The sequence below is a fragment of the Streptomyces sp. ITFR-16 genome (genome assembly GCF_031844705.1).
GTDB lineage: Bacteria > Actinomycetota > Actinomycetes > Streptomycetales > Streptomycetaceae > Streptomyces.
Genome location: NZ_CP134609.1, coordinates 3,945,430 through 3,969,286 on the forward strand (window position 1 = coordinate 3,945,430; position 23,857 = coordinate 3,969,286).

Annotated in this window: 25 protein-coding genes; 15 read left to right on the forward strand and 10 right to left on the reverse strand. The window is 71.6% G+C overall.

Annotated features, from left to right (window positions below; all coding sequences use genetic code 11):
- Positions 1-211: 211 nt before the first annotated feature.
- Positions 212-4,657 (forward strand): response regulator, encoded by a 4,446-nt coding sequence (locus tag RLT58_RS17380; protein WP_311311294.1) that lies wholly within the window; start codon positions 212-214, stop codon positions 4,655-4,657.
- 91 nt (positions 4,658-4,748) lie between these two features.
- Here the strand turns inward: RLT58_RS17380 and RLT58_RS17385 are convergent, their stop codons facing one another.
- The 8 genes from RLT58_RS17385 to RLT58_RS17420 all read right to left on the reverse strand — a co-directional run bounded on the left by RLT58_RS17385 (position 4,749) and on the right by RLT58_RS17420 (position 12,674).
- The gene (locus RLT58_RS17385) at positions 4,749-6,398 is read right to left on the reverse strand and encodes a long-chain fatty acid--CoA ligase (RefSeq protein WP_311311295.1); all 1,650 of its coding nucleotides are present in this window, start codon (positions 6,396-6,398) and stop codon (positions 4,749-4,751) included.
- Between the two features lie 169 nt (positions 6,399-6,567).
- On the reverse strand, positions 6,568-7,263 hold the full coding sequence (locus RLT58_RS17390) for a SigE family RNA polymerase sigma factor (protein ID WP_311311296.1): 696 nt from the start codon (positions 7,261-7,263) through the stop codon (positions 6,568-6,570).
- Between the two features lie 170 nt (positions 7,264-7,433).
- The gene (locus RLT58_RS17395) at positions 7,434-8,600 is read right to left on the reverse strand and encodes a lipid-transfer protein (RefSeq protein ID WP_311311297.1); all 1,167 of its coding nucleotides are present in this window, start codon (positions 8,598-8,600) and stop codon (positions 7,434-7,436) included.
- On the reverse strand, positions 8,597-9,028 hold the full coding sequence (locus tag RLT58_RS17400) for a MaoC family dehydratase (protein ID WP_311311298.1): 432 nt from the start codon (positions 9,026-9,028) through the stop codon (positions 8,597-8,599). Before RLT58_RS17400 ends, RLT58_RS17395 begins: the two co-directional genes overlap by 4 nt.
- On the reverse strand, positions 9,025-10,059 hold the full coding sequence (locus RLT58_RS17405; protein ID WP_311311299.1) for an acyl-CoA dehydrogenase family protein: 1,035 nt from the start codon (positions 10,057-10,059) through the stop codon (positions 9,025-9,027). The genes RLT58_RS17400 and RLT58_RS17405 overlap by 4 nt, the downstream gene beginning before the upstream one ends.
- Position 10,060: 1 nt before the next feature.
- Positions 10,061-11,008: a bifunctional MaoC family dehydratase N-terminal/OB-fold nucleic acid binding domain-containing protein gene (locus RLT58_RS17410; RefSeq protein ID WP_311311300.1), complete on the reverse strand. Its 948-nt coding sequence runs from the start codon at positions 11,006-11,008 to the stop codon at positions 10,061-10,063.
- Positions 11,005-12,180 carry an acyl-CoA dehydrogenase family protein gene (locus tag RLT58_RS17415; RefSeq protein WP_311311301.1) on the reverse strand — a complete coding sequence of 392 codons (1,176 nt, stop codon included), beginning with the start codon at positions 12,178-12,180 and terminating at the stop codon, positions 11,005-11,007. Before RLT58_RS17415 ends, RLT58_RS17410 begins: the two co-directional genes overlap by 4 nt.
- A gap of 182 nt (positions 12,181-12,362) precedes the next feature.
- The gene (locus RLT58_RS17420; RefSeq protein WP_311311302.1) at positions 12,363-12,674 is read right to left on the reverse strand and encodes a hypothetical protein; all 312 of its coding nucleotides are present in this window, start codon (positions 12,672-12,674) and stop codon (positions 12,363-12,365) included.
- Positions 12,675-12,985: 311 nt separating this feature from the next.
- On the opposite strand from RLT58_RS17420, the gene RLT58_RS17425 reads away from it, so the two are divergent.
- The 3 genes from RLT58_RS17425 to RLT58_RS17435 all read left to right on the forward strand — a co-directional run bounded on the left by RLT58_RS17425 (position 12,986) and on the right by RLT58_RS17435 (position 15,616).
- Positions 12,986-13,879, forward strand: coding sequence for a bifunctional DNA primase/polymerase (locus RLT58_RS17425; RefSeq protein ID WP_311311303.1), 894 nt, complete (start codon positions 12,986-12,988; stop codon positions 13,877-13,879).
- A gap of 472 nt (positions 13,880-14,351) precedes the next feature.
- Complete coding sequence (locus RLT58_RS17430) at positions 14,352-14,876, forward strand: Pycsar system effector family protein (protein WP_311311304.1); 525 nt, start codon at positions 14,352-14,354, stop codon at positions 14,874-14,876.
- 14 nt (positions 14,877-14,890) lie between these two features.
- Positions 14,891-15,616, forward strand: a complete 726-nt coding sequence (locus RLT58_RS17435; protein ID WP_311311305.1) for an adenylate/guanylate cyclase domain-containing protein — start codon at positions 14,891-14,893, stop codon at positions 15,614-15,616.
- A 155-nt stretch (positions 15,617-15,771) separates the two neighbouring features.
- On the opposite strand, the gene RLT58_RS17440 is transcribed toward RLT58_RS17435, so the two are convergent.
- Together RLT58_RS17440 and RLT58_RS17445 are read right to left on the reverse strand one after the other, a co-directional pair.
- The gene (locus RLT58_RS17440; RefSeq protein WP_311311306.1) at positions 15,772-16,449 is read right to left on the reverse strand and encodes a P-loop nucleotide/nucleoside kinase family protein; all 678 of its coding nucleotides are present in this window, start codon (positions 16,447-16,449) and stop codon (positions 15,772-15,774) included.
- Positions 16,446-17,204: a GntR family transcriptional regulator gene (locus RLT58_RS17445; protein ID WP_311311307.1), complete on the reverse strand. Its 759-nt coding sequence runs from the start codon at positions 17,202-17,204 to the stop codon at positions 16,446-16,448. Before RLT58_RS17445 ends, RLT58_RS17440 begins: the two co-directional genes overlap by 4 nt.
- A gap of 433 nt (positions 17,205-17,637) precedes the next feature.
- Between RLT58_RS17445 and RLT58_RS17450 the strand changes: the two genes are divergently transcribed.
- The 11 genes from RLT58_RS17450 to RLT58_RS17500 all read left to right on the forward strand — a co-directional run bounded on the left by RLT58_RS17450 (position 17,638) and on the right by RLT58_RS17500 (position 23,745).
- A complete protein-coding gene (locus tag RLT58_RS17450) occupies positions 17,638-17,904 on the forward strand; it encodes a DUF6284 family protein (RefSeq protein ID WP_311311308.1) in 267 nt (88 codons plus the stop codon).
- A complete protein-coding gene (locus tag RLT58_RS17455; protein ID WP_311311309.1) occupies positions 17,901-18,089 on the forward strand; it encodes a hypothetical protein in 189 nt (62 codons plus the stop codon). Before RLT58_RS17450 ends, RLT58_RS17455 begins: the two co-directional genes overlap by 4 nt.
- Positions 18,086-18,937: a protein spdB gene (locus RLT58_RS17460; protein ID WP_311311310.1), complete on the forward strand. Its 852-nt coding sequence runs from the start codon at positions 18,086-18,088 to the stop codon at positions 18,935-18,937. Before RLT58_RS17455 ends, RLT58_RS17460 begins: the two co-directional genes overlap by 4 nt.
- Positions 18,937-19,272: an RRQRL motif-containing zinc-binding protein gene (locus RLT58_RS17465; protein ID WP_311311311.1), complete on the forward strand. Its 336-nt coding sequence runs from the start codon at positions 18,937-18,939 to the stop codon at positions 19,270-19,272. Before RLT58_RS17460 ends, RLT58_RS17465 begins: the two co-directional genes overlap by 1 nt.
- A gap of 17 nt (positions 19,273-19,289) precedes the next feature.
- On the forward strand, positions 19,290-19,688 hold the full coding sequence (locus RLT58_RS17470; protein ID WP_311311312.1) for a DUF3307 domain-containing protein: 399 nt from the start codon (positions 19,290-19,292) through the stop codon (positions 19,686-19,688).
- A 97-nt stretch (positions 19,689-19,785) separates the two neighbouring features.
- Positions 19,786-19,953, forward strand: a complete 168-nt coding sequence (locus tag RLT58_RS17475; RefSeq protein WP_164636516.1) for a hypothetical protein — start codon at positions 19,786-19,788, stop codon at positions 19,951-19,953.
- Between the two features lie 56 nt (positions 19,954-20,009).
- Entirely contained in the window at positions 20,010-20,189 is a 180-nt protein-coding gene (locus RLT58_RS17480) for a hypothetical protein (RefSeq protein WP_311311313.1), read from the forward strand.
- A gap of 105 nt (positions 20,190-20,294) precedes the next feature.
- Positions 20,295-20,678, forward strand: a complete 384-nt coding sequence (locus RLT58_RS17485; protein WP_311311314.1) for a DUF6251 family protein — start codon at positions 20,295-20,297, stop codon at positions 20,676-20,678.
- A gap of 77 nt (positions 20,679-20,755) precedes the next feature.
- Positions 20,756-21,076 carry a hypothetical protein gene (locus RLT58_RS17490; RefSeq protein WP_311311315.1) on the forward strand — a complete coding sequence of 107 codons (321 nt, stop codon included), beginning with the start codon at positions 20,756-20,758 and terminating at the stop codon, positions 21,074-21,076.
- A gap of 92 nt (positions 21,077-21,168) precedes the next feature.
- The gene (locus RLT58_RS17495; RefSeq protein ID WP_311311316.1) at positions 21,169-23,352 is read left to right on the forward strand and encodes an FtsK/SpoIIIE domain-containing protein; all 2,184 of its coding nucleotides are present in this window, start codon (positions 21,169-21,171) and stop codon (positions 23,350-23,352) included.
- 234 nt (positions 23,353-23,586) lie between these two features.
- On the forward strand, positions 23,587-23,745 hold the full coding sequence (locus tag RLT58_RS17500) for a pRL2-8 (protein WP_311311317.1): 159 nt from the start codon (positions 23,587-23,589) through the stop codon (positions 23,743-23,745).
- The last annotated feature ends 112 nt before the right edge of the window (positions 23,746-23,857 follow it).

The following is a 23,857-nucleotide window of genomic DNA, read 5'->3' on the forward strand; positions in this document are numbered from 1 at the left end:
GCTGCGGCGGCACCCCTCACGGGCGGCCCGCCGGGCACCTCGCGGGCCGAAGTCGTACACCGTATGCACAGAACCTTGGTGAGAGCTCCCCCTCATCCGCAGCCCCAGGCCCCTCCCCTGCCTTTAGACTCCTTCAGTGACAGCCTGAGGCCCGAGGGGCAAGATGGGGCCGCTGTCGGCAAGGTGCAGTAATCAGGGAGGAAGCGTCGTCGTGAGCAGCAGGCCATCTCGAGGCGCTGCTCGCCTCGCAGCCATACTCGACGCCCTTCCGGACGGGCTCCTGCTCGTCAACTGCAACGGTACGGTCGTCAACGCCAACACCATCGCCCTCGAAATGTTCGAGACCCCGGGCACCGCGCTCGTGGGCCGAGGACTGCTCGATCTGCTGCCGGAGTTCGACTCCAAGCTGATCCCGGGGTCGATGCGGAGGCCGGAGGCTGCGGACGAGCGGGGCCGGACCAAGCCCACGCGGATGACCGCGCGGCGTACCGACGGCAACGAGTATCCCGTCGAGGTGACGAGCGCCAGCCTGGAGGACGGGCAGGCGGCGTACAACGACGTCCAGAGCTCCTACAACGGCAGCTATACGGGCGACGAACTGCTGATGCTCGTCGTGCGCGACCTCTCGGGCACCGTGGACACCGAGGCCGAGCTGGCCCGTTCGCAGCGCCAGACCGAGATGATCCTGCGGGCCGCGGCCGAGGGCGTCGTCGGGACGGACACGGACGGCCGCGTCGTCCTGGTCAACCCCGCCGCCGCGCAGATCCTCGGGTTCCGCGCCAGCGACCTGGGCGGCCAGGAGCTGCACCCCCTGATCCTGCACACGCGCGGCGAGGGCGAGCCGTTCCCGTACGAGGAGTCGCCGCTCGCCGACACCCTCAAGTCGGGGCGCAAGCACCGGGTGCGCGGGCAGGTCCTCTGGTCCAAGAGCGGCAAGCCGGTCCCCGTCGATCTGACCACCGCCCCCGTGCGGGACGGCGACCAGCTGGTCGGCGCCGTCATGACCTTCACCGACCGCCGGCCGTACGAGGAGCTCGACGCGCAGCGCAGGACCGAGGTCGCCGAGCTGACCGAGAGCCACACCGCCGAGATCACCGGCCTCACCGAACGGCACGCCGCCGAGGTCGCCGCGCTGACCGAACAGCACGCCGCCGAACTGGCCGACCGCACGGAGCGGTACGCCTCCGAGCTGGAGGAGCAGGCCGAGCGGCTGACGGACCTGACCGCCCGGCACGGCCAGCTGACCGCCGTGCTCGGCGAGTCGCTGCGCGGGCCGCTGGAGGAGCTGCGCGGCGAGCTGTCCACGCTCGCCGCCGACCCGGCGGGCCAGCTGTGGCCGGAGGCCAACCAGATCCTGCACCACCTGGCCGCCGGCTACGCGCGGATGACGACGCTCGTCGACAACGTGCTGAGCTACCAGCGCCTGGACGCCGGCGCCGAGGCGCTGATCAAGACGAACGTGCTGCTCGACGGAGTGGTGACGGCCGGTATCGACGCCGCGGTCGAGCTGATCGGTCCGGGCCGCGCCCAGTTCGCGGTGCACGCCCCGCCGATCGAGGCCGAGGTCGATGCCGGACGTCTGGTGACCGCGCTCGCCCACCTGGTCGCGGACGTCGCAGGCGTCGATTCCACCGGCAAGGCCCGGCTCGTGCCGGGCGGCGGCTATGTCGACTCCACGGTCGTCGTCGCCGCCGCACAGCGCGGTGATGTCGTACGGATCGAGGTGCGCGGGCCGTTCGCCGGGGGAGACCCGGTGCACGAGCCGATCGTGCGCGGGATCGTCCGGGCGCACGGCGGCGTGCTCCAGACCCATGAGATGCCGGGCATGAGCGGCAGCGCGTACGTCCTCGAAGTGCCGCTGGGCGCGGGGGCCGGGACCGTGATGCCGCCGGTTGCTGTGCCGCCTGAGCCCGATCCCGTGGTGCCCGAAGCGGGAATGGTCCCGGAGACGGGCCTCGCGCAGACTGCGGCGCCCGAGGGCGGCAGGGGGCGGCGCCGGGCGCGCAGGTCCTCCACCGATGCCTTCCTGGACAGCCCGGTGGGCGGTTCCGACGGCGGCGGCGAGCCCGGGGCGGCCCCCGGCGACACCGGAGCGGCCGAACCGACGGGGCGCCGGCGCGCACGCCGGGAGGCCACGCCCTCTCCCGCACCCGAGACCGCCGCCGCGCACGAAGCGGCCGGTCCGCACGAGCTGATCCCGGCCCAGCAGGGCGAGGGTTCCGGGCGCAGGCGCGGCCGGCCCAGCCCCGCCGAGACCGCCGCTGCGGCGCAGGCGCCCGGGCAGGCCCTGGCCCTGACGTCCGGCGCACCCTCGGAGGGGTCCGTGGTGACGGCGGCCGAGGGCGCCCAGGGGGCCGGTGGCCGCCCGCAGCGCGGCCAGACCGTGCCGCCGCAGGGCGTTCCGGCCGAGGCGCCGGGCCAGCCGGGTCAGGGCGGCGGGCATCGCGCGCACCGGCGCGCGGAGAGCCGCCTCGCCCTTCCGGCCGTCGCGAACGCCGTGGAATCCACGGCCCCCGCCGCGTACTCGAACCTCGACGACAGCGCCGGGGCGCGGGAGCACGCTCCGGCCGGTGCGCCGGCGCACGGCCCGGAACGGCAGCCGACCGGGCGCCGGGCCCGGCGGGCGCTGTCCGCCGCGCAGGACCGGGCGGCCCAGGCCGAGCAGAGCGGTCCGCGCGTCCCCTTCGCTCTCCCGCCGGCCGACGCCGACCGCGTACCGCCCACTACGGGTGATGCGGAGGCGGCGCTGCCCGCAGGATTCACCGCGCCGGAGCACGCCCCCGGGCACCCGGACGCGTCGCTGCCGGGGGCCCACGCCCCCGGATTCCCCGCGCCGGAGCACGCCCCTGTGCCTCCGCAGGCCCAGCAGACCGGGCAGCCCTCGCAGGCCCCGACCGGCCGTCGCCGCGCCCGGCACGGTGGCGACGCCGCCCGGCAGGACGGTCAGCAGGCGCCGTTCGCCGTTCCGGAGCAGGACGGGCCCTTCTCGCTCCCGGACCAGGACGCGCCCTTCGCCCCGCCCGGCCAGGACGCCCCGTTCGCCGGCCCCGAGCAGGACGCGCCCCTCGCTCCTCCCGCCCCCGGCCAGAGCCTCGGGCCGGCGGCGCAGACCGCTCCGCAGCCCGCCCCGTCGGCCGACCGGCCGGCGCCGTTCGCCCTCCCCGACCCCTCGGGGCACCCCGCCACGCCCCCGGGCGCCCCCTTCCCGCAGCCCGCACCCTCCGACCTCCCCGTCCCGCCCGCGCAGCCCGGCGGCTGGGGGCAGGACGACGCGTCCGGGCAGGGACCGGCCGCGTCCGGCGTGGAGCCCGAGCTGCCGGGGGCGGGGCGTACCACGCACACCACCGGTACCGCCGCCGGTGACGTCCGGGGCGCCGGGCCCGAGGGCCCCGCAGGCCCGGTCGGCGCGGGGGACCCGTCCGCGCCCGACGCCGTCCGCCCGCGTACGCCGGTGCGCGCGCCCGATGCGCGAAGGCAGCCGCTGCCCGCCGAGGCGCCCATGCCCGGGGCGGACTCGACGCAGGGGCGTGCGTTCAGCGTGCGGACGCTCGGCCAGGGCGTGCCCTTCGCCCAGCACATCGCCCACCAGCAGAACCAGACGCTCAGCGGCGGCTCCGCCGGGCGGCGCCGCAAGCTCGCCGCACCGCCCGAGACCGACCCCGACGAGCGCGCCCCGGCGCCGCCCCCGGCACCCGCCGAACCGCAGCCCCCGCAGCCCGGCCCCGCAGCCACGGGCCCCGGTGGCACCGGCCCAGGCGGCACCGTCCAGGGCCAGGACTCCGGCCAGTTGCTCGCCGCCCCGGCGGCCGAAGGCCGCGCGTACGCGATAGGCGCACCCGACGAGGGCGCCGAGGGTCCCGAACCGCTGGATGGTCCCGGCGGCGCGGTCGAGGTCGCCAACCGGCCCTCGCCGCAGCCCGTCGACGACGAGCTGCCCCCGGAGCCGCTGGACAACCCGCGCCGGCTGCTCGTCTGGCCGGCGCCCGACGTCTCCACCCAGCAGGCCCTGAGCGACCGCGGCTACCGGCCGGTGATCGTGCACTCGCGCGAGGAGGTGGACGCGCAGATCGCGGCGTTCCCCGCCGCGCTCTTCGTCGACCCGCTCACCGGCCCCATCACCCGCAAGGCGCTCCAGTCGCTGCGCCAGGCGGCGGTGGCGGCCGAGGTGCCGGTCCTGGTGACGGCCGGTCTGGGCCAGGCCTCGCGGGAGGCCGCGTACGGCGCCGACCCCGCCGTGCTCCTGAAGGCGCTCGCCCCGCGCGACAGCGAACAGCACCCGCCCCGCGTCCTGCTGATCGAGGAGCACGAGGACATCGCGCTCGCGCTGACGCAGACGCTGGAACGCCGGGGCATGCAGGTCGCGTGCGCCGCGACGGACAGCGAGGCCGTCTCGCTTGCGACCCGGATGCGTCCGAACCTGGTGGTGATGGACCTGATGCAGGTACGCCGCCGCCGGGCCGGAATCGTCGACTGGCTGCGCGCCAACGGCCAGCTGAACCGCACTCCGCTGGTCGTCTACACCTCGGCCGACATCAACCAGTCGGAGCTGGGCAAGCTCAGCTCCGGCGAGACCGTGCTCTTCCTCGCCGAGCGCTCGACGAGCGACGAGGTCCAGTCGCGCATCGTCGACCTGCTCGCGAAGATCGGGACGAACTGACCCGCGCCGGGGTCACGGACAGCGCGACGAGGGCGGTACGGGATCACTCCCGTACCGCCCTCGCCGTCTTCGTACCGCGCCCGCGCCCGCCTCAGAGCTGTGTGATGTCCAGCTCGCCCTGTGCGTACTGCTTGCGGATCACCTTCTTGTCGAACTTCCCGACGCTCGTCTTCGGCACGGACGGGATGACCGACCAGCGCTCCGGCAGCTGCCACTTGGCGATGCCCGACTCGGCGAGGAACGCCTTCAGCGCCTCGTAGTCGGCGGTGGCGCCCTCCTTGAGGACGACCGTCGCGAGCGGACGCTCGCCCCACTTCTCGTCCGGGACGGCCACGACGGCCGCCTCGGCGACATCCGGGTGCGCCATCAGGGCGTTCTCCAGCTCGACGCTGGAGATCCACTCGCCGCCGGACTTGATGACGTCCTTCGCGCGGTCGGTGAGCGTGAGGAAGCCGTCCGCGCTGATGACCCCGACGTCACCGGTCTTCAGCCAGCCGTCCTCGCTGAACTTGTCCTCGGGCCGCAGCGCCTCGCCGTCCGCGCCGCCGTAGTACGCGCCCGCGATCCAGGCGCCCCGCACCTCCAGCTCACCGGCCGACTCGCCGTCCCACGGAAGGTGTTCGCCGCCGGGGCCGACGAGCCGCGCCTCGACGCCGGCCGGGAAACGGCCCTGGGTGATGCGGTAGGACCACTCCTGCTCCTCGGTCAGCCCGGCGGGCGGGTGGGCCATGGTGCCGAGCGGCGAGGTCTCCGTCATCCCCCAGGCGTGGCAGAGGCGGACGCCGAGCTTGTCGTACGCCTCCATGAGGGAGGGCGGACAGGCGGCGCCGCCGATCGTGACGTTGGCCATGGAGGTGAGGTCGCGCGGGTGGGCGGTGACCTCGGCGAGCAGTCCCTGCCAGATGGTGGGGACGGCCGCGGCGTGCGTCGGCCGCTCGCGCTCGATCATCTCGGCGAGCGGCGCGGGCTGGAGGAAACGGTCCGGCATCAGCATGCTGACGCCGGACATGAAGGTCGCGTGCGGCAGCCCCCAGGCGTTGACGTGGAACTGGGGGACCACGACCAGCGTGGTGTCCTTGTCCGTCAGCCCCATCGACTCGCACATGTTGACCTGCATGGAGTGCAGGTAGATCGAGCGGTGGGAGTACACCACGCCCTTGGGGTCCCCGGTGGTGCCGGAGGTGTAGCACATGGCGGCGGCCTGGCGTTCGTCCAGCTCGGGCCAGTCGTACGTGGTCGGCCGGCCGGCGATCAGCTCCTCGTACTCGTGCACCCGCACCGCCGCGCCGTCCAGCACGGAGCGGTCGCCGGGGCCCGAGACGACGACATGTTCGAGGGAGGTCAGCTGGGGGAGCAGCGGCGCGAGGAGCGGCAGCAGCGAGCCGTTGACGATGACGACCTTGTCGTCGGCGTGCTTGACGATCCAGACCAGCTGCTCGGCGGGCAGCCGGAGGTTCAGCGTGTGGAGCACGGCACCCATCGACGGGATGGCGAGGTACGCCTCCACGTGCTCCGCGTTGTTCCACATCAGGGTGGCGACCCGCTGGTCGCCGTCGATGCCGAGTTCGTCGTGCAGGGCGTGGGCGAGCTGGGTGGCCCGTCGGCCGATCTCGGCGAAGCTTCGCCGGTGCGGCTCCGGCTCTCCGGTCCAGGTCGTGACCTGCGACTTCCCGTGGATGGTCATCCCATGGCTCAGGATGCGGGTGACAGTCAGCGGTACGTCCTGCATGGTGCTGAGCACGGCGTCCTCCCGGTGGGCGCTACGCGGCAGTAGGTTTCCGCTGATTCTGCGCACATACCGATCGGTATGTCACTACTCCCGGGAGTGCGAATCGGTGTCGCCGGTCACATTCACACCAGCCGGACAGCCAGATGGTGGGCAGGCGGACGGGCCGACGGCCACCGGCGGCTCAGCGGACCGGGGACAGCTCCGGGTCCTGGCGCAGCTTGCCGAGCGCCCGGGACACCGCGCTCTTCACCGTACCGATGGACACCCCCAGCACCTCGGCGGTCTGGGCCTCGCTGAGGTCCTCGTAGTAGCGCAGGACGACCATCGCCCGCTGGCGGTCGGGCAGCTTCAGCACGGCCCGCCACATCGCGTCGTGCAGCACCTGCTGCTCGGCCGGATCGGGCCCCGGGACGGCCTCCTGCTCGGGCACGTCGTCGCAGGCGAACTCGTCGACCTTGCGCTTGCGCCACTGCGAGGTCCGGGTGTTCAGCAGGGCCCGGCGGACATAGCCGTCGAGCGCCCGGTGGTCCTCGATCCGCTCCCAGGCGACATAGGTCTTGGTCAGCGCGGTCTGGAGCAGGTCCTCGGCGTCGCTCGGATTCGCGGTGAGCGAGCGGGCGGCCCGCAGCAGCACCGGCCCCCGCGCCTTCACGAAGGACGTGAACGACGGATACGGGACGTACGGCGCACGCGCGCCGTAGGGCGCCCGCCCGGCAGCCGCCGCTCCGTGTGTCACGGCGCCCGTCCCGTGCGTCACACGCGGCGCGTGCCCGGTGTGCGGTACGTGCCCGGTGTGCGGCGCCTGCGGGAGGCGCGGCGCGTCTGAGGTGGTGGCAGCGGCTCCCCTGGAGGCGTCCGTGCAGACTGGCGTGGTCATGCCTCCACGCTAGGAGCGGGCGCCTCGCCGGGGATCGCCCCCAGGTCCCGAAACCGCGTCCGCCTCAGGGTGTAGGCCCGGCGCCGCGTCCACCTCCTGTAGGTGGAGGGGCCGTCCTTGAGGACTCAGGGTCGCCCCCGGGGCCCCTGCCGCGCGTCCGGGCCCTCCGCTCACCGGTCCCGGCCCAGGACGAGGCCCGAGGTCGGCACCCCCGTACCGGCCGTGACCAGCGAGGTGGAGGCGCCGGGTATCTGGTTGACCGAGGTCCCCCGGATCTGGCGGACGGCCTCCGCTATGCCGTTCATCCCGTGCAGATACGCCTCCCCCAGCTGCCCGCCGTGGGTGTTCAGGGGGAGGGCGTCGGCCGCCACGAAGTCCGCGGCCTCGCCAGGAGCGCAGAAACCGAACTCCTCCAGCTGCATCAGGACGAACGGGGTGAAGTGGTCGTACAGGATCGCCACATCGACATCGGCGGGGGCCAGCCCTGAGGTGCGCCACAGCTGGCGGGCGACGACGCCCATCTCCGGCAGCCCGGTCAGATCGTCCCGGTAGAAGCTCGTCATCTGCTCCTGGGCCCGCCCGGCACCCTGGGCCGCCGCGACGACGACGGCCGGGGGCTGCCGCAGGTCCCGCGCCCGCTCGGCGCTGGTGACGACGACCGCCTGCCCGCCGTCCGTCTCCTGGCAGCAGTCCAGCAGCCGCAGGGGCTCGACGATCCACCGGGACGCGGCATGGTCGGCGAGGGTGATCGGCTTGCCGTGGAAGTACGCGGCCGGGTTGCGGGCGGCGTGGCGCCGGTCGGTGACCGCGACATGACCGAAGGCCTCCGGCGTCAGCCCGTACGTGTGCAGATACCGCTGCGCCGCCATGGCCACCCAGGAGGCGGGCGTGAGCAGCCCGAACGGCAGGTTCCAGCCGAGCGCCGCGCCCTCGGCCGTGGGCTCGCGCTGCTGCACCCCGGAGCCGAAGCGACGCCCCGACCGCTCGTTGAACGCGCGGTAGCAGACGACGACATCGGCCACCCCGCAGGCAACGGCGAGGGCCGCCTGCTGGACCGTCGCACAGGCCGCGCCGCCGCCGTAGTGGACGCGCGAGAAGAAGGACAGCTCACCGATGCCGGCCGCCTGGGCCACGGTGATCTCGGGGCTGGTGTCCATCGTGAAGGTGACAAGGCCGTCGACGTCGGCAGGGGTGAGTCCCGCGTCGTCGAGGGCCGCGCGCACCGCCTCGACGGCCAGCTTGAGCTCGCTGCGCCCGGAGTCCTTGGAGAACTCGGTCGCCCCGATCCCGGCCACCGCGGCCCTGCCGCCGAGCGAGTCGGCCCTCCGCACACTCATGCCGCCTCCCCAGGGGCCCCGGTCGCGGGCGGAACGGCGATGGTCACCGTGCCGGTGACATGTCTGCCGAGTCCGTTGGCGCCGACGACCGACACCTCGGCCGTCCCGTCCTCACCGAGCGCGGTGACCGTGCCGGTCAACACCATCGTGTCGCCGGGATGGTTGGGGGCGCCGAGCCTGATCGCCACCCGCCGGATCACCGTCGAGGGCCCGAAGTGATCGGTGACGTACCGCCCGACCAGGCCGTTGGTGGTCAGGATGTTCATGAAGATGTCCGGGGAGCCCTTCTCCCGTGCCAGCTCCGCGTCGTGGTGCACGTCCTGGTAGTCGCGGGAGGCGATGGCTCCCGCCACGATCAGGGTGCGGGTCACCGCGATCTCCAGGGGTGCCAGCTCCTCACCGACCCTCACGTCCTCGCCGCCCCTCATGCCGGGCCCTCCTTCGTCAGCAGTGTGCCGAGCTCCTGAAGTACCGCGCCGCCGCAGCCGAGATGGGCGGCGAGCTGGCGCCCCCAGAGGAAGTGGCGGTGCACGGGATGGTCGAGGTCGGCCCCCGTGCCGCCGTGCAGATGCTGGCCCGCGTGCACCACGCGCGGTCCGGCCTCGGCCGCCCACCAGGCGGCGGTCAGGGCCTGTGCGGCGTACGGCAGACCCTCGTCGCGGCGCCAGGCCGCCTCGTACGCCGTGACCCGGATGGCCTCGGTGTCCATGTGGGCGTCGGCCGCCCGCAGCAGGACCGCCTGCTTGGTCGAGAGGGGGCGCCCGAACTGCTCGCGCCTCCCGGTGTGCTCGACCGCGCGCGCCACCGAGCCGGCGCACACCCCCGCCTGCACCCCGGCGAACGCCGTACGGGCGGTGGCGAGCACGTCCGCGTACGCCCCCGAACCGCCGAGGCGTTCGGCGGGCGCCCCGGTCAGCACGAGCCGGCCGGCCGACCACGCGGCCGTGGTCTCGACGGGCTCCGTCAGCACCCCGGGGCCGGCGGCCGGCACGATCCACAGCGTCCGGTCCGCGGCGGCGACCACCACATGCGTGGCATCCCGCAGCCACGGCACCAGCGGCACACTGCCGCTCAGCCGGCCGTCGGCCTGCGGGTGCACGGCGCCGCGGGCCGGGAACGCCCCCGTCGCCACCGCCGTGCCCTCCCGCAGCCGGGGCAGCAGCCGCTCGCGCTGTTCGTCCGTCCCGTGCTCGCCGACGGCCAGGAGCCCGTACACACAGGTCGCCGCGAACGGCACCTGCGCGGTCGTGCGCCCCTGCTCCTCCAGCAGGAGCACCAGTCCGAGCAGTCCCGTCTCCTCGGCGGCGCCGGGCAGCCCGGCGGCACAGAGCTCCTTCCAGAGCCCGGCGTCCGAGCCGGTGCCGGCCGCGACCAGGCGGTCGTGCGTCGACAGGTCACAGAAGATCCGGGCGGCGAGACCCTGGGCCGCGCTCTGTTCCTCGCTGGGGGTGAAGTCCATGTCAGCCCTCACCCGCCCGGAACACCGGAAGCTGCGAACCGGAGTCCGTACGCAGGAATTCCAGCCGCACCGGCAGGCCCACCCGCACCTTGTCGTAGGGCAGCCCGATCACATTGCTGACCATCCGGACGCCCTCCGCGAGCTCGATCAGCGCCACCGCGTACGGTCCGCCCTCACCGGATTCGCCGAAGGCGGGAAAGGGCGGATGATGCATGACGACGTAACTGAAGACCGTGCCCTCGCCCGAGGCCTCGACGGTGTCCCACTCGGGCGAGCCGCAGGCGTTGCACCCGGGCAGCCACGGGAAGCGCGGCGTGGCGCATGCCCCGCAGCGCTGGATCAGCAGCCGGTGCGCCGCCACGCCCTCCCAGAACCCGGCGTTGTCCCGGTTGACCACCGGCCGGGGCCGCGCGGATCCGCGCCTTCCCGCCTTCGCCGGGCGGTACTTGAGGATGCGGAAGCGGTGCGTGCCCGCCGGCTCGCCCTGTGCGCGGACGTCCATGCGGGTGGTGACGAAGTAGCCCGTGCCGAGCCTGGTGGTCTTCCGCGCCGACACCGTCTCGACGACGGCGTCGAAGGTGATCCGGTCGCCGGGCCGCAGCGGGCGCAGATACTCCTGCTCGCAGTCGGTCGCGACCACGGAGGTGTACCCGGCGCCGTCGAGCAGGTCGGACAGCTCGTCGTACGCCCCGCTCCGGTCCGTGTGCCCCGACAGGCCGCCCATCGTCCAGGCCTGGAGCATCGTGGGCGGGGCGATGGCGCCGGGACCCGCGTAGGCCGGATTCGTGTCCCCCATCGCCTCGCACCAGTGCCTGATCATCGCCTCGTTGACGAGGTCCTTGCCGACGCCCCCGGTGGCGGCGGGCCGGCCCTCGTACGCCCTGAGCCGCTCGTACAGCTCGTCGTCGGCGTGCTGGACGGCCCGGTGCGCGTCCCCTGCGTCCGTCACCGCTTCCCCCTCTTCATGCCGAGCCGCATCGTGGCGACGATCTCGCGCTGCACCTCGCTCACCCCGCCCCCGAAGGTGTTGATCTGCGCCGCCCTGTTCATCCGCTCCAGCTCCCCGTCTCCGAACGCGCCCGGTGAGCCGCCTCGGATCAGCCCGGCGTCGCCCGTGATCTCCTGGCACATCCGGTAGACCTCCACGGCGCTTTCGGTGCCCACGAATTTCACGCCGCTCGCCTCTCCGGGTGCCAGCGCACCGGCTCCGACGTCCCCCACCAGCCGCCAGTTGAGCAGGCGCGTCGCCGCGAGCCGGGCGTACGCCTCGGCCAGCCCGGAACGAACCCACGGCTCGTCAGCCGGCCGCCGCCCGGTCACGGGGTCGGGGGTGCGGGCGAAGGTGAGCGCCGCCTCGTAGAAGTCCTCGGCCTGCATGCCGATCGCCGCGAGCGCCACCCGTTCGTGGTTCAGCTGGTTGGTGATCAGCCCCCAGCCGTCGTTCTCGGCGCCGACCAGCGCGGTGGCGGGCACCCGTACGCCGTCGTAGTAGGTGGCGGTCGTGGTCAGTCCGCCCACGGTCCCGATGGGGGTCCAGGAGAAGCCGGGCGCGTCCGTCGGCACGAGCACGATCGAGATGCCCCGGTGCCTGGGCGCGTCCGGATCCGTACGGCAGGCGAGCCAGATCCAGTCCGCGTTCTGCGCGTTGCTGGTGAAGATCTTCTGCCCGTCGATCACCCAGGCGTCGCCGTCCCGGACGGCCCGGGTGCGCAGGGCGGCGAGATCGGTGCCGGCCTCCGGTTCGCTGTAGCCGATGGCGAAGACGGTCTCACCGGCCAGGATCCGGGGCAGGAAGTACTCCTTCTGCTCCCGCGTCCCGTACTTCATCAGGGTGGGGCCGACCGTGTTGAGAGTGACCATGGAGACGGGGGCACCCGCCCGGTAGGCCTCGTCGAAGAACACGAACTGCTCGTCGGCTCCCCGGCCCTGACCGCCGTACTCGACGGGCCAGCCGAGACCGAGCATGCCGTCGGCGCCGATGCGCCGCAGGAGCCGACGCTGTTCACCGGGGTCCTGGTCCGCCTGGGCGGGTGCCCGGGCACCCCCGGACATCACCTCGCTGAAGTAGGCGCGCAGTTCGGCACGCAGCTGGTGCTGGCGCGCGGTAGGGGCCAGATGCACGGCGACTGCCTCCCGGGGGGACGGCGTGGGAATCAAGCTTTCTGACTGTCCGTCAGAAAACATCCGGCTGTCAAGGCGGAGAACGCCGAACGGCCTGTGCGCCGCCACCGAAGCGGCGCCGCACAGGCCGTCCCTCCCCCGTCGCGACCCGACCCCCCGACCGGGCCGCGACAGGCGCCCGCTCACCAGAGGTTGGTGAAATTCACCGCCAGATTGTGGGTGGACTGGTCGATGTCCGTGAACGCGGATCCGTTCACCTGGGCGGAGTTGCTCTGGTTCGACGCCCCGGAACCCGCGGCCTGCTGCTGCGAGGTCGACGAGTTTCCGGAGTTGTTCCCGCCGACTCCGCTGCCGCTGATCGTGGCCACACCCGCGTTGGATCCGTCGTTCGCGAACGATCCGTTGTCGGCCTGGGCCACGCCGCCGAGGAGAGCGACGGCGAGAGGCAGTGCGGCAACAACGGCGAGGGCACGAGCGGTACGGATGCTTGCCATGTCAATTCCTCCAGGAACCGGAAGTAGAGCTGAACCCGGGCCGATTGACCGACCGCCCCGGTGATAGTCACGACGTCGCGAGACCAAAGCTGCCCAGGGCCACCCCGGCGAACCGCCCATGCCTTCCGATTCCCCCGCAAGCATGAGGAAGAGCAGATAAACCCTCAGACCCCACAGACTCCCAGGTCAGCCGGGTACGCGGCCGGAGCCCGTGTCCCACGGGAGAAGAAGCGTTCCAGCACCGCACGCCGCGCCCCACCTCACACCGCCTCCCCCTTCCCTTATTCGAACGTTCGTACGAACATAGAATCATGGCCACCACCGACCGGCGAACCGCCACCCTGGCCCTGGCCCACGCGCTCTCCGCCGCCGAGCACGGGCTCCCCGTCATCCCGCTGTCCGCCACCAAGCTCCCCGCCCTGCGCTCCCCCCACCACGACGAGGACCGCCCGTCCGGCTGCCGGGGCGCCTGCGGCCGGCCCGGCCACGGCGTCCACGACGCCACCACCGACCCCGCCGCCGTACGCGCCCTCTTCGCCGCCGCCCCCTGGGCCACCGGCTACGGCATCGCCTGCGGCCGGGCCCCGCACCACCTCATCGGTGTCGACCTCGACATCGACACCACCGGCCGGAACGACTCCGGGGCGGCCCTGCAACAGCTGGCCCTCCAGCATCTGTTCACTATCCCGCCGACGGTGACCGTGCTCACCCCGAGCGGCGGCCGGCACATCTGGCTGTCCGGCCCGCCCGGCACTACCGTGCCCAACTCCGCCGGCCGCCTCGCCCCCGGGATCGACATCCGCGGCACGGGCGGCTACCTGGTCGGCCCCGGCTCGGTCACCGCCCACGGCACCTACCGCCTGGTCCCCGGCACCGACAGCCTCCCTCCGGCGCCCTGCCCGCCCGCGCTCCTGGACCTGCTGACCCCACCGCCCCGCCGCCGGCACCCGGACCACCCCGACCGCCCGGGCCGTCCCGACCAGGGCCAGGGCCTGATCCGTTTCGTGCTCGCGGCGGACGAGGGACAGCGCAACACCCGGCTCTTCTGGGCCGCCTGCCGCGCCTACGAACACGGCTTCGGCGAAGCCCTGGCCGACGCCCTCACCCGGGCCGCCGTCCGCACCGGCCTCCCCGAACACGAGGCCCGCGCCACGATCGCCTCCGCCTCCCGCCTCACGGCCACCCGCTGCGAACCCCCACGCTGACCGGCCTCCCCGGCTCCGGGCATGCGAACGGCCCCCGACCGATTGACCTGGTCGGGGCCGTGCACCTGCGGTGGGTGTGGGATTTGAACCCACGGTCACATCGCTGCGACGACGGTTTTCAAGACCGTGCCGCCTACCCAGACGGAACCTCTCTGACGTGCACCTCCGGCGTGCACAAGCCCCTTGAGCTAACACCCGGCCCGTGAATGGCCCACGGCGGCACCGGTTGGCTCTAGTCATCCCCTCCGGGGCAGTCTCTTCGTCCCGAAGCCCTCAGGATGCCTGACACCAACGAGCGTCCTCACGGCGCTAGCTCGACTCGACAGGGGCCCGTTCAAACGGGCAACGGCAACTGAAGTCCGTGCTCGTGGGCTTGGCCTGCCGCAGGGCTGGCGAGCTCGATGAGTCATGCATGAAGACTGGTTGCGCTCACCCCGCCCCGATTGTCGGTGGTGCGATGGATGATGGTGGCGTGACGGAACCGCCTCCTGCTCCCAAGCCTGCCCCCAACGCCGACCACGCCTGGAAGGCGTTGGGGTTGGTCATAGATTGGATCAAGCACGCCGAGACCAAAGCCGCCGCTGCATTGGCTGCTGCTGGCCTCACCGGCGGAGTGCTCTTCAACATCGTCAAGGACGTCAGCTCGCCGTCCAGTTGGCTGATCTTCAGTTCTATGTTCTGCGGGCTCGCGGTTGTCGGGGCGGGGGCGTGCGCCGGTCTGGTTCTCTGGCCTCGCCTCAAGATGTCGGAAGAACCCACCAGCCTGCTCTATTTCCACCATATTGCCCGAGGGCATGCAGCTAGCGGAACCTACGCCGAGTCCCTGATCGCTCTCACACAAGACGCCGAAGCTCTCGTCACCGAGATCGCAGGACAAGGGTGGGCCAACGCGAAGGTGGCACACAAGAAGTACATATGGGGAGGACGATCAATTCGATTCCTTCTCGTCGCGCTCCCCCTGCTAGCTATCACGGCAGCGCTTCGTGTAATCAACTAGAACGGTGGTGCCAAATGGACAGCAACTACAAGCCGTACAGCCACACTGCGAGCGCTGCGCGAATTCGAGAGTATCTGACCGGATCACAAAGCTTCGAAGAAGCAGACTCACTTCCAGACCGAAGCAAGCTGACCTTTTCAAACGGGTTCTACGCTAACTGCTCAGCCATCTTTGTAGACATTCGAGAGTCATCCCAACTCCCTAAGCACTACAAGCGACCCCGGCTGGCGCGAATTTATCGCGCCTACCTTTCCGAGCTTGTTGCCATCTTCAACAGCGACGTAAACACTCGCGAGGTCAATATCGCAGGTGACGCCACTTGGGCGGTGGTGAATACCCCATACACACGCGACATCGACGGGGTATTCTCCATGGCGGCCCAGGCGAACTCCATGGCAAAGATCCTGAACTATGAAATGCAAAGAGCGCAATATGCAACACCGATCAAGGTGGGCATCGGTATGTCCTGGGGGCGAGCCCTGATGATCAAGGCGGGCTACAACGGGAGCGGGATTAACGATGTGGTCTACATGGGGGACGTCGTGAATCACGCAGCCAAGCTCGCCAACCACGGTAACAGCAGCTGGAACGTGCCCGCCCTCGTGACGTCGTCTGCTTTTTACGAGAACCTAAACGACCACAATAAGAAGCTGCTCAATTACGATTACGGCCGTCAGTGCTACACAGGGGACGTCATTTCCTCAGCCATGGATGAATGGTTCAACGAGAACTGCAAGTGAAATACTCGAACCCGTCCGGATGAGCCCCTTTGGCGACGCACTCGGGAATGACACCGGCCCGCCATGGATACGACTTCGGTATAATCCACCCGAGGGAAGCAAGCAACGCGAAGCGGTGCGGGCGTCCCACTTACCAGTACGTCACCTCAGACATACTAATGGTCAGACCCTTGCAGGGCCCGGAGGACCACGAGGGGGTTTCCCTTGCACAGCAAGTGCGGCTCATCTGAAGTGGGCGGGACGAACCGGGTGCGGTAACGCTGAAGGTCGCTTTCCGCGAAATAGATCGAATTCGGGTCGTTCGCGTGAAACTCGTTTCGCTTGCTGACCCTCGCCCACAGTTCTTCATGGCTCGCAGCAAGGTAGACGAGCAGGGGGATCGCGCCGGCATCGGTGGCGATGGCTTGCCATTTGGCCCGGTCCTCTGGGGTCCAGAAACCGTGATCGACTACGACGTCGTGCCCCGCCTTGAGCTTTGCTTGAAGGTCGAGCGCAACGTCTTCGAGCACGGGCCGTTCCAGAGTGGGGAAGACGCCACGGGGGAAGTCGACCCCGTAGACGCCGTGTCGTCGGAACATCTCCTCGTCCGGGCACAAGCGGACGAATCCTCGATCCGTCAGGGCGCGGGACAGCGTGGTCTTCCCGGAGCCGGGGAGTCCGGCCATCAGCACGCAGAACGGGCGACGTGTGGGCGGCGGTTGCGTCATGGCTCGTGAAATGACTGCTGCCTTGGTTTCGGTTCCTGGCGCTGTGGCACCACTGGGCCTGGCCGCGTAGGCGGCACCCTCTCGCCCTTCTGGCTCCTTCGCAGGTGTGGTGTTCGCGCTGGTCACAGGGTGACCTCCGTTTCGGTGCGCCACGTACGACCTGGGGCACCGAGGTCGACGCCGTACTCCACGACAGTGTCCTCGCTGTCGAGGAACTTCGCGGTCATCACGACCACCGGGTCGGTCGGCGGGTTCTCCGGGTCCAGTTCCAAAAGCCGCGCGTGCTCTGGCGTGAGGCGGCGGGACGACGCCGTATCGATGCGGCGAGTGATCGGGTGGCCGGTCGCGTGTGCAATGAGCTGGAGTGACGTGCCACCCGTCAAGCGCTCGCTCTCAGCCAGCTGCGGCACAAGCTTCCCGTACCGAGCGGGAATCCACGACGTGCTGTGAGCGACGATGCCGTGCCGGTCCCGGTACACGCGGCTACGCCGTACGACCTTCGAGCCGGGCTTGATGTCCAGGGCCTGCGCCACGTCGGCGGGTGCCGGCACAACCGCTGCCTGGTGCGAGTCGGACCGTTCGCCCGTCCCCCAGCTGGAGCCGGTACGGCGTCCCCGGTCCTGTCGCTGGGCCCCCGAGGACATCGGGGCCGGCTGATCCAGGACTTCGGTGCCGATTCCGTGGATACCTCGGACTAGGCCCTCGCTACGCAGCTTCCGCAGGGCCTTCTCCGCCGTGGCGGTGCTGACCTTCCACTCTTCGGCGAGGTTCTTGATGCTCGGCAGGAGCGTCCCCGGCCGCAACTCGCCGGACGAGATCAGCTCTGAGTAGTGAGCGGCAATCTTTGCGTAAGGCGCCCGATTGTCGGCCTGGCCTGCCATTTCGCTTGCTCCTTCGCGTGAACATCCCTGAGGTTCCCTACCTTACTGCTTGACACCACAGGGAACCCTAGGGAACCTTAGGGATGTGCCCGCCGGTCGGATCGCTTGAGCGGAGGGCGCCCGACACACCTGTGTCCGCCGCCCGGAGGGCTCCGTGAAACGGGCTCCAAGGAAGCGCCGGCTCTTTGACAACTGAATGGGATAACGCCGCCTCTCCTCGGCCAAGTAGGCGGCCACACGGGCTCTCCGTGTGAGTACAGCGCGATTTGCTTTATCCGCAGCGTTCGAGCTGCGGCCGGTTGCCTCCGCCGCACGTCTCGTACGTGCGGCGCTGAGGGGAGCCGGATTACCGACTTCGACGGCGGGCGGCTCCGGTGCTGGAACACCGGAGCCGCTGTTCGGGCCGTCTCACCTGCCAGGGAGACAACGACCCATGAAGACTATCGCTGCACTTCAGGACCTTGTTACGGCCGCGTCGCTCGACTTCGAGCCGCCGGCCGCCGAGCTGGACGCGATCGAGCACGAGATGCCGCTCATCCGGGCGGAGGTCGAGCTGCTCGACGCCCAGATCATGACCATCGACCGCCCGGCCAGCGAGCTGGACGAGCGGCGCATCCGCCGGGCCCGCAACCGGGTCATGGCCGCCCGTCGCGACCTGAGCAACCGCACCGCCACGGTGCAGCCGGGCGGTGCGGCATGAGTGACCGCGCCTACCCCCTCAACCCGCAGCCCGACGACGACGCCCGGTTCACCCGGGGCCTGTCCATCGACGTGGCCGATGTGCTCGTTCGGCACGGCTACCCCGAGCTTGCCAACGGCTTGGACTGGGTGGAGTTGCAGCTTGCTCTCTTCCGGTTCCTCTACGGAAAGGGCGGTGCGGCATGAGGGTGAAGACAGTTCTTCCCGCTGTCGCGATGACGGCGGTGTCCATGGTCCTCACGCTGGCTGTGGTCGTGATGTGGCTCAGCCCGGTGATGCCGTGGTTGGTCGCCCTGGTCGTCGGTCTGGGGATCGACGGCGGGTGGCTGGCCACCCTCGCCTACGAACGCCGCCTCGCCGCCCAGGGCGACCACAGCCGGACCGTGGCCGCGGTCGGGTGGGGCTTCGGCCTCATCGCCACCGGCGTACTGGTCGCCCACGCCCTCGCCGAGGAGTCGGCCGGCGCGTGGCTGGCCGTCGCCTGGCTCCCGATCGCCGCGAAAGCCTTGTGGCTGGTGCACGGGCTCTGGGAGCGGACCGCGCTCACCCCGTCCGCGCTGGGCTCGATCCGGGGTATCCAGCAGGAAGCCCGCGACGAAGCCGCCGTCGCCCGCGCCCGCCTCCGGGCCGAAGCCGCCACGGAGGAGACCCGGCTGACGGCCGTGACGCAGGCCGGTGCCCGCGTCGCACACGTCCAGGCAGACACCGCCAAGACCCTCTCCCGGGCCTGGTCGACGCTGGAGACCGCCCGCAACGGCGAGGGCACCGCAACGGCGCTGACCAGCGTGACGCGGCCCGTCACGCCCGGCGTCACGCCCCGCTGGGAACTCCCCGTCTGGGGCCCCACCGACCCGGTCCCCGCCCTGGAGCCCGCACCGGCGCTCACGGATGGGGCGCTGGACGCGCTGGTGGACGACATCCGCACCAGCGAGACGCCCGCCCTGTCGTACCGGGAGATGGCCACCCGCTTCCGCGCCGCTGGGCACTCGGCATCCGAGGTCCGTCTGCGGGCGGCCTGGAAGCGGGTGGCGTGATGGGCGCGCTGCCGGAGTACCGGTGGCGCCTCGCCCCGGACGGTCTGGCCACCCGTCGGCAGCTTCGCGCGATGGGGCTGCGGCCCGGTGGTCAGGACGTCGCCGCTGTCGTCTGCCGGCCGCGGCGCCGCCGCGAACCGCTGATCGCCTACCTCTACCGCATCGACCTCGCCCGCCCGGTACGGCCCATGACCCCGGGCCGTACCGCCGCCCTCGCCAAGGCGATGCGGGCTCGGCGTACCTGCCCCGCGTGCCGGCGGGATGCCGGGTACTGCATCCCGCGCTCGCTCGGCACCTGCGTGCCCTGCGCCGACTCTCCTTCGCTGACTTCCTGACCTGGAAGGACACTGCCGTGTTCGCTTCCCTCTTCGTCCTGCTCTACCTCGGTCACTTGCTGGCCGACTACCCCTTCCAGACTGACCACCAAGCCGCTCACAAGGCCGACCGGTGCGCCGCCGGATGGGCCGCGAACCTCCGCCACGCCGGTACGCACGTCCTCACCTGCGCGGTGGCTCTGGCGCTCGGTGCGGCTGTCCTGGACGGCGTGGCCCTGTCCGTCCCGGTCGTCGTGGCGACGCTGGTCTGGATCGGTGGAACGCATGCGTTCATCGACCGGCGGTGGCCGGTGCAGTGGTGGATGACCCACACCGGCCAGACCTCGTGGGCCGCGCACGGTGGGGCGGCGCACGTCGACCAGACCGCCCACGTCCTCGCCCTCGTGCTCGCCGCGCTCGCCCTGGCCGCTGCCTGAACCCGGTACCTGCCTGTCACCCCCAGTCCCTCGCCGGGCTGGGGGCGGCGGGGAGGCCCCGGCCCCGGGGCTCCAACCACTCGATGAGGAGTTGGACATGGCCCGCAAGACCGACAAGCAGTGCGCTCAGGCCGCTCTCGCCGCCGCGATCGTCGGCAAGAACCTTGGCGGCACCAAGACCGCCATGAACGTGACCCTGACCCGCGACGAGATGCGCCGCGCCCAGGCGTACCTGAAGTCCGGCAAGCCCGTCACCGGCCGCTAACCACCCGCGCCCCGCCCCGTCCCCGTCACCACGGCAACGAGAGAGCAGGAAACCCAGTGAAGATCCGTTTCGGGAACGTCACCGTCGACACCGACACCGACAGCCTGTCCGACATCCAGCAGGCCGCGCAGGACGCGGGCGGCGCCGTGACCGGCGGCCACTTCGGCGGCCAGAACCACGGCATCACCGGCGGCGTATTCCACGGCACCGTCCACATCGACCGCGACGACGACTGACCCATACACGCACGTCAGCCCCGGCATCGCAGCCGTGAGGGTGCCGGATCGAATCCGGCCCGGGGCACTCCCGCACACCCCCGCTCTGCCCGTGGAAGGAACCGCATGGACCCCAACCTGCCCGCACCCCGGGCGTTGACCGTCGTCCAGCTCCCGGACGGCACCTACACCTACGCCGACCCGGCGGACCTGCCCGCCCCGCAGACGGGGCCGCAGAACATCGTCCAGCACATCCACCACGCCCCGCCGGACCGCACCGTTCAGCGCCTCGCCCTCGGTTCCGGCATCGGCGCCGGCACCGTCGCCGCCGGGGTGTACTTCGGCCCCTTGCTGGTCGGCGTCCTCACCGCGATCGCCGCGAACCTCGCCCTGCTCGCGTTCCTCGCCGCGGTCATGGCCTGGGGCGTCGTCACCGTCGTCCGCTCCGTGGGCGGCAGTGAGGGCAAGGCCGCGGCCAAGGCGGTGTCCCGGGGCCGTCGCCGCCGCTGACGGCCCTCTGTCCGCCCGGACACCATGCCGGGCGGGCGGAGGGCCGGACAGCCCGGCCCCCACCCTCGGAGGCACCCATGCACAGCTACACCCCGGCTGAGAAGCGCGAACGCAACCGGCTGTTCCGCAAGGGCTTCCGCCAGGCCCTCGCCGACTGCGTCGACCCCGCCCTCATCACCCGCATGGAGAAGATCGACCAGCGGGCCGCCGAGCGCGGCGCACAGGAACTGCGGGCCCTGCACCAGGTGCAGGCCGACGCCCGCCAGGCCCTCGCCAACGCCAAGGCCGCCGAGCGCACCGCACCCCGGGCCGACCGGGCCGCGGCCCGTCAGGCCCGCCGGGCTGCGGAGGACGCGGTTCGTCGCGCCGAGCGTGCCGTTCTGCGGGCGGAGAACTGACCGGGGGCGGCCGGATTCCTTGGCCGGCACCGGCCGCCCCCATCCCTCACCCCTTCTCGCCCCACCGGGGGCAGACAGGAGCACGTTTCATCATGTCCGACAACGTCATCAGCCTCCACAAGAACGCCCCCAACACCGAGCCCGTTCCGCCCGTTCTCAGGGTGGTGCCCGACCCCGTGCCGGTGGTGCCGGTGCCGCTGTGGGTGCGCTCCGGCCGCGTTATGCGGGGCGCTGTCACGCACGAGCGGACCCGGGCCGGGGCCCGTGCCGCGGTCCGCCACTCCATGTACGTGGTCGGTGGGGCGGGTGTGGTGGCGCGGCGGACGTGGCAGGGCCGGACGGTGGCGGTCCATCACCAGATGAGGGCCGCCGCGGTCGCTGCGGGAAACCAGGAACTCGCCGCGGAGTGGCAGGAGAAAGCGGACCGCTTCCGCACCGACCGCCACCGACGGCGGATGGACCTGATCAGCGGTGTTCCGCAGATGGCCAAGTCCGCGGCGATCGGCACCGCCTGCACGGAGGGTGCGTTACTGCTGCTCGGTGCCTGCATGGCCATCCACAACCACGACGCGCACGACCTGGTCGCGCCGACGCTGGCCGCGGTCGACGCGGTCCGGGCCCTGTGCTGGTTCGTCTCCATCGCCTGGGGGCCCGCGCTCGCGCTCGCACTGCTGGCCGGACTGTCGCACCTGTGGCGGGCCGGTCAGCAGCAGCAGACCGCACCCGCCTGGGCCCGCCCCACAACCGGCACCGTGGACGATGTTCCGGTGACCCCGTCGGTGGTCGTCAAGGCCCTTGCTGATCTGGGGATTTCCTCGCTGCGCAAGGCCATCAAGGAGATGGCCGACGGTGCGGCCGGCATGCTCGGCCCCATCACCCTGGCCGGGTGCGGCGTCGAAGTCGACGTCACCCTCCCCTCCGGAGTCAGCACCGAAGAGGTGCTGGGCAAGCGGCGCAAGCTCGCGGAGAACCTGTCCCGCCACGAACACGAACTGCACATGACGCTCCCCCCGGCCCCGCGCACGGTTCGGATGTGGATTGCGGACTCCGGTGCGCTGGACCAGCCCATCGGGCCCTCGCCGCTGGTCACCGACCCGGACGCGACCGCGGACATGCACCGCGGGCGGGCCCCGTGGGGTGTCGATCTGCGCGGGGATGCGGTGCTGGTCTCGCTGTGGCAGAAGCACATGCTCATCACCGGCCTGTCCAACCAGGGCAAGACCGCCTCGCTGCGGGCGCTGGCCCTGTGGCTCGCGCTGGACCCTCGGGTGGAGTTCCGGATCGCTGACCTCAAGGGCGTGGGCGACTGGCAGATGTTCGACGGCATCGCCACCGTCCTCATCCAGGGCCCCACCGACGACCACGTCATCCAGACCACGGAGATGATCGAGGAAGGCGTAGCGGAGATGGCCGACCGGATCGCCGTGATGCGGTCGCTGACCGCGAAGGGCTGGAGTCAGGACAAGATCCTGGCCGACCCGCGCTTCAACCCCCTGGTCCTCGTGGTCGATGAGGCGCAGGTGGCCTACGGCTCCGGTGCTCAGGAGACGTTCGTCACCGAGAAGGGCACGGTCCGCAAGGGCGCCCCGTTCGGGGGGTCGAAGGCGGACAGCCGCTACTTCCAGGCCGTGAAGAAGATCCACGACCAGGGACGCGCGGTGAACGTCACCACCTGGGAGGGCACCCAGGACCCGACCAACGAGAACCTGCCCAAGCGCTCCCGCGAGGGCAACCACATCCGCGCCTCCCTCGTGCTGGGCACCGAGTCGCAGGCCCGCATGGCCGTGGGTGACTCCGCGGTCGACGCCGGCGCCGCCCCGCACAAGCTGCGCCAGGGGCTGGACAAGGGCACCCTCGTGGTGGCCGGCGACGGGGTCAAGCTCGCCCCCGGCCAGCCCTCCGTCACGGCCCGGACCCACTACATCGGCCCCGAGGACGCCGAAGCCATCGCGGAGCGGGCCAAGGCCCTGCGCGCCGGCGTGGGCACCGCCCGCGGCTCACAGGCGCCGGTGCGGGAGGTCGACCACCTCGCCGACGTGGCCGCGGTCCTCGGCAGCGAGGAGCGGATGAAGTCCGACGAGGTCCGCCAGCACCTCGCGCAGCGGTGGCCCGAGGTCTACAAGTCGTGGTCCGCCTCCGACCTGGTGCAGGCCCTCAAGCCGTTCGGTGCCGAGCCCCGGAAGTACAACGGCAACCAGATGATCTCCCGCGCCCGCCTCTTCGCCGCCATCGAAGCCCGCACCGACGACACCGAAGGCACCGAGAACGCCGGATAAGGCGACACACGGTGACGGGGAAGCAGTTGGGGAGTCGCGCACATCCTGGGGAGTTCTCCCCAACCGCCTCCCCAACTCGCCCCACCCATCCTGATCAGCGACAACACCCCAGTTGGGGACCATGGGGAGGCTGGGGAAGCATCCCTCTCCGCACCCCGGGAACCCCCGGAAACAGCCACTCCACACCCACCCCCTAAGCCAGCTGCCAGCTACGCAGAGTTAAGGAAGGGACGTATGGCCGACCCGTATCGCCCGCCGCGCGGCGAGTGCCGCCAGTGCTGGGCCCACGCCCACGACCGCAGCATCCACGCCGCTCAGGACCGGCGCACCGACTGCGCCGAGTGCGTCAGCCACATGCGCGGACGCCACCCCGGCCACCTGATCGTCAAGTAACCCACCGGGACCACCCCGCGCCCGCACGAACAGATTCCGCATCCCGTTCCGCAGACGCCGACGGCGGCCCCCTCACGCCAATGAATCGGGGCCGCCGTCGTCTGCCAGCACT